Genomic DNA, 13245 nt, shown 5'->3' with positions numbered 1-13245 from the left:
GCTAGAGATAGGGGTTCTCCCCCGACGCGTGATCGGTGATGTCGTGGACCGCGTCGAGTTCGGGGACGGCCTCGCGGAGCATGCGTTCTACCCCCTGCCGCAGGGTCATGCGCGACAGGGCGCAGCCTTGGCAGCCTCCGCTCATCTCCACGTAAATCTCGGCTCCGTCGACGTCCACCAGCGAGATCATGCCGCCGTGCGCCGCGATAGCGGGGTTGACGTTGCTGTCGAGCACCTCCCGCACCCGGTCGGCGATCCTGCCGGTGGGCGGGCCGTTGCGCTCCCGGGCGGCGTCGCCGTTCTGGCCGGGACGGACGCCGCGTCGCGAAGCCGGGATGACTTCGAAGGCGCTCTCGTTCACCCGTTCGACGAAATCCACCTGGGCCCCTTCCACATGCGCCATGTCGTCCTCCCTGACCAGGACCGAGAAGCCGTCCGCCCCGAATTCGCGCTCGTCCGCGCCTCTCTCCGCGAGAGGCACCAGGGCCAGTTCGAAGCCGAGGGGAGTTCCGACGGCGCCTTGACGGACGCGGACGCGGAGCGCGTCGGTTTCCGCTCCATCGTCTCCGAGGTAGGAGAGCACGGCGTCGCGGGCTCGGGGCGTGAATTCAATCATGGGCGCGGGGGAAGCCTGTTGGACATGTGAGCGGAACGGACGGGCAGAGCGAGGCGCACAGGTGGAATTATAAGGGTTAGAAGGCGCGTGCGGGAGGGCTGTCGGGGTGACCGGACGGACGGGGCGTCGCAGGTCGGAACATGCTGATCGTCTTGAGCTCGGAGGGGATCGTCTGCAGGGGAGGATCTGTGCGATCGCGCGACCGGCCAGGTCGAACCGCGCACGGGCAACGAGCGGTCACGTTGATTCCAAGCCCGCCCGCAAGTAACTTTGCGCCCGACAGACCGCCCTCCTGCGGGGCCGGTCCCGCAGGACCGGGGCCTCGCGCCGCGTCGCCGGACCGCGGCCGGCCGACCTGCCCACCGTCGACTCCGTCGGCCGAATCCCGCCTCCCCCCTTCGACCGCTCCCTAGCCAATGCCCTCCCCCGCCGACCTTATGGACCGCCTGGTCTCTCTCGCCAAGAGGAAGGGGTTCGTCTTCCAGTCGTCCGAGATCTACGGCGGCGCCGGTTCGGTGTGGGACTACGGTCCCCTGGGAGTCGAGCTGAAGAAGAACATCAAGGACCTGTGGTGGAGGGAGATGGTCCACACCCGGAGCGACGTGGAGGGGCTCGACTCCGCCATCATAATGAATCCCCGGGTCTGGGAGGCGTCGGGGCATGTGGAGGGCTTCACCGACCCGCTCACGGAGTGCGGCTCCTGCCACAGGCGCTTTCGGGCCGACCTGCCGGATATCGAGTCGGGTCGGTGCCCGGTGTGCGGCACCCGCGACGCCTTCACCGAGCCGCGGATGTTCAATCTCATGTTCAAGACCTTCATGGGGCCTGCGGAGGATTCGAGCACACGGGCCTTCCTGCGTCCCGAGACCGCGCAGGGCATCTTCGTCAACTTCATCAACGTGCAGGGCACCGCTCGCCAGCGCGTCCCCTTCGGCGTGGCGCAGATCGGCAAGGCCTTCCGCAACGAGATCACACCCGGCAACTTCATCTTCCGTACCCGCGAGTTCGAGCAGGCCGAGATGCAGTTTTTCGTGAAGCCGGGGGACGACGAGGAGTTTTTCGAGCGCTGGATGCACGAGCGCATGGCGTGGCACCGGTCGCTCGGCGTCTCTCCCGAGCGGTTGCGATTTCACGAGCACGGCCCGGAGGAGCTCGCGCACTACGCCAAGAAGGCCTTCGACATCGAGTACGAATTCCCGTTCGGCTGGAAGGAGTTCGAAGGCATCCACAACCGGACCGACTTCGACCTCGCCCGCCACGAGGAGTACTCCGGCAAGAGACTCACCTATATCGAGCCGGGTACCAACCAGCGTTTCATCCCCTACGTGATCGAGACCTCCATGGGCGTCGACCGGACCGCGCTCGTCGTCCTCGCCGACGCCTATCGCGATGAGGAGATCGACGGAGACAGACGGGTCGTGCTCGGCTTCGATCCCAAGCTGGCCCCGGTGAAGGTCGCGGTCTTCCCGCTCGTCAAGAAACAGGGCATGCCCGAGATGGCGCACGCCATCACCGACTCGCTTCGCGACGCGGCGATTCCGGCGTTCTACGATCAGGCCGGGGCCATAGGAAGGCGCTACCGTCGTCAGGACGAGATCGGCACGCCATGGTGCGTCACCGTAGACGGTCGGAGCATGGAGGACGGTACGGTGACGGTTCGCGACCGCGATTCGCTCGAGCAGGTGCGGATCGGCGCCGACCGGCTCGTCGAGCGGATACGAGACCGACTCGCCGGCGATCCGGCGACCGTTTGACCGAAACGACAGGAAAACCAATGAGCGCAACTCGATCGGCAGTCTTCACCTCCCGCTGGGGCATGCTGCTCGCCATGCTGGGCATGGCCGTGGGTACCGGCAACATATGGCGCTTCCCACGAATCGCCGCGAGCAACGGCGGAGGCAGCTTCCTGGTGGCCTGGGTGGTCTTCCTGCTCGCGTGGTCGATTCCGCTGCTGATCCTCGAATTCGGGATGGGCAAGAGCACCCGCAAGGGCGCGATCGGCGCGATCGTGGCCACCATCGGCCCCAAGTTCGCGTGGATGGGAGCCTGGGTGGCCTTCGTCGCCACCGCCATTCTCTTCTACTATTCGGTGGTGATGGGATGGACGCTGCGCTTCTTCATCGGCACGGTCGCGGGTCAGGTCCCGGGCGAGACGCCCGAGGCGTTCTGGGAGGGCTTCCACTCGACACCGGAAGCGCTGCTCACCCATCTGGCCGCCATATCGATGGCCGTCTTCGTCGTGGCGAAGGGGGTGAAGGGGATCGAGACGGCTGCCAAGTTCCTGATCCCGTCGCTCGTCCTTCTCGTCGTCGTGCTTGCGATACGCGCGGTCACTCTTCCCGGCGCCAGCGAGGGATTGGCGTTCCTGTTCACTCCCGACTGGTCGGAGCTCGGCGACTACCGCATCTGGCTCGAGGCGCTAACGCAGAACGCCTGGGATACCGGGGCCGGCTGGGGGCTTGTGCTCACCTACGCCATTTACATGCGCTCGCGCGAGGACACCTCGCTCAACGCGTTCGTCATCGGTTTCGGCAACAACTCGATGTCCCTCCTCGCCGGGATCATGGTGCTATGCACGATCTTTTCGATCATGCCCGGCGCGGCGGCGGAGATCACCGGCGCGGGCAACGAAGGGCTCACCTTCATCTGGGTTCCGCAGCTCTTCGCGCAGATGCCGGCGGGTCGCTTCTTCCAGGCGCTCTTCTTCCTCGCGCTCCTTTTCGCCGCGTGGACGAGCCTGGTGGCGATGGTGGAGCTCTCGGTCCGCATCCTCCAGGACCTCGGCCTGTCCCGAAAGCGGGCACTGACCCTGGTGGCGGGGGCGGGCATTCTCTTCGGCGTACCGAGCGCGGTCGATCTCGGCCCGGTCTTCCGCCCGCTGGGGCTCGACATCACCACCGGGCTGCCCTTCTTCCAGAACCAGGACTGGGTCTGGGGCGTGGCCTTGATGATCAGCGGGTTCTTCTTCGCCTTCGTCGTCCTCCGCTACGGGGTGACCAAGTGGCGCGAGCGCTTCATCAACCACGAGCATTCCGATCTGCGCATCGGACGCTGGTGGGACTGGGCGATGCGTCTGGTGGCGGTCGAAGCCGTGGTGCTGACCTGCTGGTGGCTGTGGAGCGCCCTTTCCCGCGATCCCGAGACCGGTGAGATCGTCTGGAGCAATACCTTGACGCTCTTCTCGAGCTTCAACATCGGAACGGTGCTCATCCAATTCGCCGTCGTGGCCGCGGTTCTGTTGCTTGCGAACCGGTGGATGGCCAATCGGGTGGCGCAGCAGGAGGGCGGGTCCGAGTGAGCGCGGAGCGCGCCGAGCGCGTCTACTCGCTTCTGGAACGCGAGTACCCCGACGCTCATTGCGAGCTCGACTTCGAGAACCCCTTTCAGTTGGCGGTGGCGACTATCCTATCCGCTCGGACCACGGACGTGCGCGTCAACGAGGCCACCCCCGCGCTCTTCAGCCGTTTCCCGACTGCGGAGGCTCTAGCCGAGGCCGATCCCGCCGAGGTGGAGGACCTGGTGCGCACTACCGGATTTTATCGGAACAAGGCGAAGCACATCGTCGGTTTCGCTCGCGGTCTCGTCGAGAAGCACTCCGGCTCGGTGCCCCGGGCCATGGCCGAACTGGTCCGGTTGCCCGGGGTGGGACGCAAGACCGCCAACGTGGTCCTCGGGAACGCCTTCGGGATCGATGAAGGCGTGGTTGTGGACACGCACGTCAAACGGCTCTCCCGGCTGCTGGGGTTCACCGAGGAGACCGATCCGGTCAAGATCGAGCGCGATCTCATGGCCCTCTTCCCCCGGGGGGCCTGGACCATGCTGGCGCATCTCCTCATCTGGCACGGCCGGCGGGTCTGTGTGGCGAGACGTCCGCGCTGCTCCGAGTGCACGCTCGCCGACGAGTGTCCGTCGGCGGAGGTGGGTTAGTCCGGTGATGCGAACCGCCGAGTTCTTCACCGAGCCCACCTCCAGCAGCCGGTGGCCGGCGGCCGGATCCGTCCGACGAGTTGGACGTGCGGAGACCGTAGGCGCCAGCATCGGACCGAACCGCTTCACCTGACCTCCGGCGCCACGCGCTTCACGATCACGGTAGGCGTGTCGAGGTCGTCGATCTCCACGAAGGCCGCTAGACCGTCGGGGCCGAACGCCGCCGGCATCGCGGTAGCGCCGGCCGGAAAGGTGCCCACGTACCTGCCGTCGGACGTGATTACGTCGTACACGCGACCCGTCCGACCACGGAAAGAAGAGAGCCGGCACCGCTCTGGGCGAACCGCCGATGTTCGACGGTCACACCGGTTTCGCCCGTCTCTCCCCATGAGGCCTGGACGGCCCTCTCGAGCTGACCCGAATTCGCCGGGACCTCTTCCCGATCCTCCGAAGTCGGCCACGAGACTGCCGTCCGTCTAGACCACGAATACCTGCCAGCGGACCACGTCTGGGGTGCTCCCACTAATCATCTGTTCGGCTCTCCCGGCTCGGACCCTGAAAGATCCGATACCTCGGCTTTTGACGCCAGCCGCACCCGGGGCATCAAAACCAGCAACATTATCACCACGACACCCTTGGTCACGTCCTTGGCCAACCACTCCAAGAGCTGGAGCGCACGGCTCTCCCCGTTCGGGTAAACCACGATACCCGCACCCCCAATGACGACAGCTATCGCAGTCAACGCGATCATCCACTTCGCCAGTGCACGGTAACCCATGTGAACGCTCTCCATGCGAACGGTTGCTGCTCGTGAGGTCGGAAACGATAGGCTACAACCTCTTGGTTCCAACATTCGACGCTTGGGTTGATCGGACCAGTCATCTGTTCAGCCCTCCGGCTCGGACCCTGAAAGATCCGATACCCTGGCGTTGGATGCATGACTCGGCCACTGCCTCGGCCAGCGCCACAGAACCAGCAGCGCTATTGCCACGAGAATTCTGGCCGCGTCCTGAGTCAGCCACTCCAGAAGCTCAAGCGAACGGCTGTCGCCGTGCGGGGACACTGCGACGGACGCACCCCTGTAAAGGAGAGTTATCGCGAGAAACACGGCCACCCACCTCGCCATACGGTAAGGCGGTACACCGCTGAACTTCCGCTTCAGGTAACCCATGTGAACGCTCTCCATGCGAACGGTTGCTGCTCGTGAGGTCGACAACCTCTTGGTTCAAACATTCGATGTTTCCTTCGGGGCGGCAAGGGCCGTCGTGTCGGACGTGTCGTACCTATACCGGTCCCCGGCGAAGGAAGCCACCATAAGCAGGAGCGAGACGGCTGCCGCCGCGCCCCCGGCCACATCCCCGAAACGGGCATAGACGGTGAGCACGTCGGTGGTCTCGACCGCATGCACCCTGTATCCGTCGGTGAAGAGCTCGATCGGGTCGCTCACCCGTCCCACCGGATCGACGAAGAGCGATATGCCGGTGTTCGCCGCCCTCGCCACGCCCATCCGGTTCTCGATGGCGCGCATCACCATGTGGGCGGGGTGCTGCCAGAGAGCCGTGGTCCGGGCCCAGAGCTCCTCCCTGCCGTACCAGGCGTCGTTGGTGAGGTTCAGGAGGATGTCGGCGCCCCGCTGTCTGAACGCGCGCGCCGCCTCCGGATAAGAGGATTCGTAGCAAATGAGGGGAGCGTAGGCCGCGTCCCCGACCTCCACCATGGGCCATCCTCTCCCGACGCCGTAGGCGCCGAAGTACTCAAGCGAGCCGAGAGCGTCGGCGGGGAGGAACGGTACCCTCTCGACCACGGGAACGAGGTGGCGCTTGTCGTAGCGGTAGTCCCGGAGTCCGTCCTGCGCCACCAGAAAGGCCGAATTGAAAGGGGTGAAACCTCCGTCCTCGTCGTACTCGAAACCCAGCCCGCCGAAGACTATCGGCGCTCCTGCGGCCGCGGCGTAACCGCGAAGTCTCTCCACGGCCAGCTCGGCGGTCTCGTGCGCGGGAAATACCCCGGGCAGAACGACCTCGGGGAGAACCACCAGATCGAGGCCGCCTGGGCTCGTACTGCCCGGAGCCCCGTCTCCAGGTGCATCGCCCCCGCCCACCTCGCTCGCGAGCTGCGCCATGAGTCGGTCGAGCGAGGCGAAGGTCGAATCGAGGGCGACCGAGGCGTCGAGCTTGATGTCCTCGGGTATGTTGGGCTGGATCACGGCCACCCGGGCGGCGGGCCTCGTCTCCAGGCTATCGGCCCGCCACACGCCCCAGGCCATCGGGAGGACGCAGAGTGCGAGAGCGGCCCCGGCCTGACCGACCCAGCGATCTCCTTTTCGGTGAGCCAGGATCGCCGCCGCTCCCAGTCCGTTCACGGCGGCGAGCCAGAGGGTCACGCCGCGCGCGCCCACCAATTCGGCGATCCCCACCAGCTCGGGCGTTCCGGTAAGCGAAGTGCCGAGTCCGAGCCAGGGAAAGGCGAGCGTGTCGGGCCAGTGGGCTCTGAACCACTCGCCTCCGGTCCAGAGCACGGGCAGGGCGATCCAGATCGGCGCACCGACCCGGTGAACCGCTCGGTGGAACCCCCATCCCACGAGCGCGGCGAGCCCGGTCAGCATCGCCAGGCTGCCTAGAAAGGCCGGCACCGCCAGCCAGGTGAACCAGATCAGGGCGACCATGATCCAGTAGAAGACGAGTCCGAAGTAGATGGCCCCGAAAAGGATGGATCCGCGCACCGCTCTTCGTCTGCCGTCGGCGTCTCCCGGAAGCGAGCAGATCCACACCGCCAGGGGTATGAGACCCACGAAGGGCGGGACGTACATATGCAGCGGTGGATAGGAGAGCGCCAGGACGACCGCCGAGAGGGCGGGAAGCATTCTCTCCCCTCGCCGGGGCCAGAGCAGCGCCTTCACGGATCGGGGCCGCGACCTACGACCCTGCCAGAACCACTTCCCTTCCCTCCGCCGCCGAACGATAGGCGGCCTCGACCAGCTTCATGAGCTCCACCTGGCACATCGGGAGGCGGTACTCGGGCGCGTCCTCGCCGCCCCAGCTCTTCACCGTCCAGACGAACTCGTCGATCTGGCGGCGGTAGGCGTTGGTATAAGCGTCCTCGCCGCCGCTGGGTCGGGGAAGCCGGGGCGTGACGTCGGTCGGTCGGCCGCCCACCTCCTTGGAGACGGTGAGTGGCGGATAGTTCACCGAACCCTTGGTGCCGATGGCACCGGTGAACCAACTGTCGTACGTGCCTCGGAAGTTGTTCCCGACCTCCACGGTGAAGGCGGGACCGTCCCTCGCGACAAACATCAGCGAAGCGGTTTCCTCCACGTCGCCCCCCTCCCGAGACAGCACGCACGACACGCGAGCCACCTCGGGGTAGCCTGAGAGCCATAGGATCAGGTCGATCACGGTCACCCCCAGGTCGACCAGCGCGCCGCCGCCCGCCAGATCACGGCTCTGCCGCCAGGTGGGCGCCTGCGGGCTGCTCCGCATGAGGCGCGAACCTCGCACGGAGCGTAGCTCGCCCAGTTCTCCCGCCGCGACGAGTTCCCGGATCGCGACCGCCTCCGCCCGGTAGCGGTGGGGCATTCCCACGGTAAGCGAGCGACCGGCCTTCTCCGCCGTCCGCAGCATGCGCATGGCTCCTTCCGAGCTGATGGCGATGGGACGCTCGACGAAGACGTGCTTGCCTCGCTCCAGGGCCGCCATCGCGATGGGTTCGTGCGTCGCGTTCGGGGTCGCCACGACGACGGCGTCGAGATCGAAGTCGACGATCTCGTCTGAATCCATGACGAGCGGGACCTCGAAACGTCGCGAAAGCATCTCCGCCTTGCGCTGGTCCACGTCCGCGAGGGCCATGAGCTCCACGTCGGGGCGCTCGGCGAGAATGGGCAGGTGGGCGACCTGGGTGATCGCACCGGTGCCGATCACGCCGACACGCACGCGGGACGAGTCCGCAGTCGCCCCTTCTGCAGTCCGCATTTTCGGGGTCATCGCAGCTCCTCGCCCGGCGCTCTTCGGCCCGAGACGCGGCGTCCCGACACCGGTGCGGCCACGAGCTGCGCAGTCATGTCGCCGTCGAACGCATCTTCGATCAGAACCTCCACGAAATCGCCCGGGCGGACGCCGACCGCGGCTCCCTTCGACGAATCGCCCTTCACGGGGCCGACCGGGGGCCGACTTCCTTCAGGGCGCACGTGCGTCACCCCGTCCACATCCACCGCTTGCGATTCGGTACGCGCCGTGATCGAATCGCTTTCAACACCGTCGACCAGGGCGAGAGCGACGGTGCCCACCCGCTCTTCCGCAGCTTCGGCCTCGATCCCGCTCACGAGTTCGTTCAGCTCCTCCATGCGCCGCCGTACGATCCCGGTTCCCGGACGATCCGGCATCGCTCGCGCACGTGTGCCCTGCTCGGGGGAGTAGGGGAAGATGCCCGTCCGGTCGAGCTTCAGCTCCTCGAGCAGGTCGCAGAGCTCGCGGAAGTCGCGGTCGGTCTCACCCGGGAAGCCCACGATAACGGTCGAGCGCAGCGTGATGCCCGGAACCGCGTCCCTTAGCCAGCTCACCCGCTCCCTGATGGTCCGGCGACGCTCCGGACGGCGCATGAGCCGGAGGATGCGGTCGCTGCCGTGCTGGATGGGCATGTCGAGGTAGTCGACGATGCGGGACTCGTCGGCCATGAGCTCGGCGAGTGAGCGCGTGATGCCCGACGGATACATGTAGAAGAGTCGGTACCACTCCACGTCGGTCTCGGCCAGGAGAGCCGCAAGAAGTTCGGGAAGCAGCGGGGCGCCGCGGTCCCTGCGCCGGAGATCCCGTCCGTACCATGTGGTGTCCTGAGAGACGACGTTGAGTTCGCGGACGCCGGCCTCGCCCAGTTGGCGCGCTTCGTGAACAAGCTCGTCCAGGGGATGCGACCGGTGCAGGCCGCGCATGAGGGGAATGGCGCAGAAGGCGCAGGTGTGGTCGCAGCCTTCGCTCACCTTCAGAAAGGAGGTGTGAAGCGTGTCGCTCATCACCACGCGCAAGGGTCGCTCCATGAGCGGCACCGTCGGCTCCTCCAGCAGTCCCAGATCGCGGAGCGAGGGGATCAGGCTTCCCGCTTGGCTGAGTCCGAGCAGGAGATCGACCTCCGGAAGCTCGCGTTCGAGTTCGGCGCGGTAGCGTTCCACGAGACAACCGACCACCGCCAGCGCCTTCAGATCGCCCCGGGCCTTCATCTCGGCAGCCTGTAGAATGGCCTCGATCGACTCTTCCTTCGCAGCGTCGATGAAGCCGCAGGTGTTCACGACCACCACCTCGGCGCCGTCCGGATCCGGGAGCAGTCGGGCCCCGGCCGCCACGAGGGCTCCGGCGATCCGCTCCGAGTCGACGGTGTTCTTGTCGCACCCCAGAGTGACCACCGAGACCCGCGGGCCCGCCACCGGTCCCAGGGACCTTCCGGCCCGCGCCACGGCGAGCGGGGTGGTCGAGTGTCCGGTCGCCCCTGTGAGGGGGAAGACGGGAAGCTCGCGCGAGCTTGCGGGCGCGGTGAGAGTCCGGTCGGCGACGCTCATCGCGTTATGACCGTCGTGCCGGGCGGGGGAACGAACTCGAACCAGGCGGGGGCGAGCGCAGGGGCCAGATCGATGGCGGACAGTGTAACGACCCTCACGGTTCCGTTCTCGTCTTCGACCCTGATCTTGCGGAGGATGTGCTCGTCGAGGTCGATCCAGAGCTCGGCCGCCGCGAATCCGGCCGTCTCCCGAGGCTTCACCCTGACCCGGTGGGCCGCTCCCGCTCCTTCGAACTCCTCTTCACCGAGGTAGCTGGCGGTGTAGCGTGCCGCGGGATCGTCGAGGAAGTCGTGGAAGATGTTGTGCGAGCCGCCCGAGCTCGCGGCCGGGTACCTTATGGCCTGCCCCTCCTCCATGCTGGGATTGTAGAGCCAGACCCAGGTGCCGTCGGCGATCACGAGGTCGCCTGCGGGTTCGGTGAAACGCATGCCGAAGTAGGACGGGCGTCGGTGGCAGAGGCGGCCCTTCCCTGCATGCTCTTCGCCCAGAAGCGCGATGTCGAGGCGCTGCTCGAAATCGGCGCAGAGCGCATCGATCCGTTCGTGACGAGAAGCCGCCAGCTCGAGAACCTCGATCCCGGTGGGTGTTTGCGCGCTCGTGCCGGAAACCGCGATGACCGAAGCGACGACGGCCCACGCCAGCCCGCAGCGAGTTGCGGGACCACCCCCAGTTGCGGGACCCCAGGGCGTCCTGGGCGAAGCGCGAGCTCCTTCCGTTAGCATCTCCTTCACTCTTCTCCCCTTATGATCGCATCGAGTCGGTCCAGGCTCACGAGCACCTCTCGCCCGCGCGCACCGTCCGCCGGACCGATGATCCCGGCATCGTGCAACTGGTCGATGACGCGCGCCGCCCGGCCGTATCCCACCTTGAGCTTCCGCTGAAGAAGCGATGTCGAGGCGCTGCCGTTGGATACGCAAACCATCGCCGCCTCTCCGAAGATCGGGTCGCGGTCGGCAGCGGACTCGGTTTCGGAACGGCCGGCCTCCTCCTCGGCCTTGGCGCGCACCTCCGCCAGAATGTCGTTCTCCCGTTCAGGCGTCCTATACCCCTCAACGCCGCTCGCGGCCATCTCGGCGTACCACGCCATCAGTCGTTCGGTGTCCGAGGTGGAGATGAAGGCACCCTGAATTCGCACGGGCTCGCCTTCGCCCGGCGGCAGGAAGAGCATGTCGCCGTTGCCGAGCAGGGCTTCGGCGCCGTTCATGTCGAGGATCGTGCGCGAGTCGGTCTTGGAGGCGACGCGGAACGCCAGCCGGGTGGGAAAGTTCGCCTTTATGAGACCGGTGATGACATTGACGGAAGGACGCTGGGTGGCGACGATGAGGTGGATACCGATGGCCCGGGCCTTCTGGGCGAGCTGGGTGAGCGGCTTCTCCACGTCCGACTGGACCGTCATCATCAGATCGGCCAGTTCGTCTACCACGAGGACTATGTAGGGCAGCGCACCTCCCTCGTAAGTGGCATCCTCCCCGGCGGTCCCTGCGACCGGACCCTCGTCCACCAGTTCGGCCCCTTCCTCGACCCTGGCGTTGAATTCGCCGATCGAACGCACCGAGTTCGCCCGCAGCAGCGCATAGCGACGCTCCATCTCGATGACCGCCCACTCCAACACCGCAGCCGCGTCGCGCGGGTCGGTGACCACCGGATGGCGGAGATGAGGGAGACGGCCGTAGATCGAGAGCTCGACCATCTTGGGGTCAATCATCAGCAGGCGCAGGCTGTCGGCGGAGTGCCGGAAGACGAGCGAGGTGACGATGGTGTTCAGACACACCGACTTGCCCGAACCGGTCTGGCCGGCGATGAGGAGGTGGGGCATGCGCTCCAGTCCGGTCACGTAAGGACGTCCTCGGATGTCCTTGCCGAAGGCCATAGGCAGAGTGCTCCTCGCGTACCGGAAGGAATCGTCCCCGATGATCTCCCGAATGCCTACGATGGCGCGCCGGGAGTTCGGCACCTCGATGCCCACCGCACCCTCTCCCGGGATCGGCGCGACGATGCGCAGGCTCTCCGCCTTGACCGCAAGCGCGAGGTCGGGCGCCAGGTTGACTATGCGGGCCACCTTCACGCCCCGGTTGGGGATGATCCTGAACTGGGTGACGGCGGGTCCGGTCTCGCGCCTGCCCGGCCGGCACTCGACCTTGAAGGTCTTGAGGGTGTTGACGAGCTTCGCCTCCCTGCCGTCGAGAACTTCCTCGGAATCGCCTGGACGCGAAAGAGGTTCGGGAAGCAGGTCGATGCTCGGGGTGAGCGAATCGGCCGGATCGGGGGCGGTGACCGGGCGGGCCGGGAGGCGGTCGCCGCCTGCTCCGGACGGCCCGCTGCCGGCGGGTTCGATCTCTTCGGTGCCGGAAGAAGCGTCGGCTCCGGCGGCCTCTCCCTTCTCCGTTCCGGCGGGAGACTCGCCACCGCGGTCGTCCCGACCGTCCACAATCCCGTCGGACGAGGCCTCGTCCATCCGGTCACGCCCTCCGCGACTCTCGTCCGGTCCTGCGGCAAGCCGCCTCTTCTTCCGCGCTTCGACCGCACCCCGTGCCGTGCGCCAGCTTCGGACGGCAAGCCACGCCACCGCTCGGGCGAGGCGGGGCACGCCGGCGGAAACGGGGTTCCAGCCGAGCGCGATCTGCGAGAGGGCCGAGACCCCGACGAGCGTGATCACGCTTCCGCCCAGCCAGCCGAGCGTCCCGACCAGGGGCGCCCCGACGAACTCGCCCAGCCGGCCGCCGGACCCCGCCCGGATCAGGTGCGCAGCGGTCGGCGCCAGAGCCAACAGTCCCAGTTCGAGCGCCAGCCAGCGGGCCGGCCGCAGGCGAAGCGGTCCGTCGCTGCCCCGGGATAGGGTAAGCCAGGTCATGGTCGCGAAGGTCACCGGCACCAAGGGCGCACAGACGCCCGCCGCCCCCGCAAGCGCACGCCGCAACCAGGCCCCGAACGGACCTATCAGGTTGCCGTCGGGGAAGCGAATCGAGCCCTCGGGGACGGGAATCAGGCTGAAAGTTGTGAGCAGCGCGATCCCGGAGAGCCCGAGAACGAGAACGACCCTCGTCCCCATCCCGGCGGGCGCGGCTGCGGCGTCACCGCTCCGCGAGACCTGCTTTTTCGGACGTCTCGCCTTCTTCGGACGCTTCATATCCTTGGCCGTTCGCGCCCCCTTCGACGA

12 protein-coding genes are annotated in these 13245 nt (G+C 66.9%); 3 read left to right on the top strand and 9 right to left on the bottom strand.

Features of this window, described 5'->3' with window-relative positions; genetic code table 11:
- Nucleotide 1: 1 nt before the first annotated feature.
- Nucleotides 2-616 (bottom strand): NifU family protein, encoded by a 615-nt coding sequence (locus J4G12_07060; protein MCE2455568.1) that lies wholly within the window; start codon nucleotides 614-616, stop codon nucleotides 2-4.
- A 416-nt stretch (nucleotides 617-1032) separates the two neighbouring features.
- Here J4G12_07060 and J4G12_07055 point away from each other — a divergent pair, with 416 nt between their 5' ends.
- From J4G12_07055 to nth, 3 genes are read left to right on the top strand one after another with little or no spacing between them, the layout of a single operon-like run.
- Complete coding sequence (locus J4G12_07055) at nucleotides 1033-2370, top strand: glycine--tRNA ligase (protein ID MCE2455567.1); 1338 nt, start codon at nucleotides 1033-1035, stop codon at nucleotides 2368-2370.
- A 20-nt stretch (nucleotides 2371-2390) separates the two neighbouring features.
- Nucleotides 2391-3914 carry a sodium-dependent transporter gene (locus J4G12_07050; GenBank protein ID MCE2455566.1) on the top strand — a complete coding sequence of 508 codons (1524 nt, stop codon included), beginning with the start codon at nucleotides 2391-2393 and terminating at the stop codon, nucleotides 3912-3914.
- Nucleotides 3869-4543, top strand: a complete 675-nt coding sequence (nth, locus tag J4G12_07045) for an endonuclease III (GenBank protein ID MCE2455565.1) — start codon at nucleotides 3869-3871, stop codon at nucleotides 4541-4543. The genes J4G12_07050 and nth overlap by 46 nt, the downstream gene beginning before the upstream one ends.
- 125 nt (nucleotides 4544-4668) lie before the next feature.
- On the opposite strand, the gene J4G12_07040 is transcribed toward nth, so the two are convergent.
- The 8 genes from J4G12_07040 to J4G12_07005 form a co-directional block, all read right to left on the bottom strand.
- A complete protein-coding gene (locus J4G12_07040) occupies nucleotides 4669-4836 on the bottom strand; it encodes a hypothetical protein (protein MCE2455564.1) in 168 nt (55 codons plus the stop codon).
- Nucleotides 4837-5069: 233 nt separating this feature from the next.
- The gene (locus J4G12_07035; GenBank protein ID MCE2455563.1) at nucleotides 5070-5336 is read right to left on the bottom strand and encodes a hypothetical protein; all 267 of its coding nucleotides are present in this window, start codon (nucleotides 5334-5336) and stop codon (nucleotides 5070-5072) included.
- A gap of 93 nt (nucleotides 5337-5429) precedes the next feature.
- Nucleotides 5430-5729: a hypothetical protein gene (locus J4G12_07030; GenBank protein MCE2455562.1), complete on the bottom strand. Its 300-nt coding sequence runs from the start codon at nucleotides 5727-5729 to the stop codon at nucleotides 5430-5432.
- Between the two features lie 39 nt (nucleotides 5730-5768).
- Nucleotides 5769-7406: an apolipoprotein N-acyltransferase gene (gene lnt, locus J4G12_07025; protein MCE2455561.1), complete on the bottom strand. Its 1638-nt coding sequence runs from the start codon at nucleotides 7404-7406 to the stop codon at nucleotides 5769-5771.
- Nucleotides 7407-7458: 52 nt separating this feature from the next.
- Entirely contained in the window at nucleotides 7459-8523 is a 1065-nt protein-coding gene (locus J4G12_07020; GenBank protein ID MCE2455560.1) for a Gfo/Idh/MocA family oxidoreductase, read from the bottom strand.
- Complete coding sequence (gene rimO / locus J4G12_07015) at nucleotides 8520-10088, bottom strand: 30S ribosomal protein S12 methylthiotransferase RimO (protein ID MCE2455559.1); 1569 nt, start codon at nucleotides 10086-10088, stop codon at nucleotides 8520-8522. Before rimO ends, J4G12_07020 begins: the two co-directional genes overlap by 4 nt.
- Nucleotides 10085-10810, bottom strand: a complete 726-nt coding sequence (locus J4G12_07010) for an outer membrane lipoprotein carrier protein LolA (protein MCE2455558.1) — start codon at nucleotides 10808-10810, stop codon at nucleotides 10085-10087. Before J4G12_07010 ends, rimO begins: the two co-directional genes overlap by 4 nt.
- Nucleotides 10811-10815: 5 nt before the next feature.
- Nucleotides 10816-13215 (bottom strand): DNA translocase FtsK, encoded by a 2400-nt coding sequence (locus J4G12_07005; GenBank protein MCE2455557.1) that lies wholly within the window; start codon nucleotides 13213-13215, stop codon nucleotides 10816-10818.
- Nucleotides 13216-13245: the final 30 nt, after the last annotated feature.

It is taken from the genome of Gemmatimonadota bacterium (genome assembly GCA_021295815.1).
Lineage (GTDB): Bacteria > Gemmatimonadota > Gemmatimonadetes > Longimicrobiales > Gaopeijiaceae > JAGWBQ01.
The sequence above is the reverse complement of the archived record's forward strand: the minus strand, read 5'-3'. Positions and strand labels throughout refer to the sequence as shown.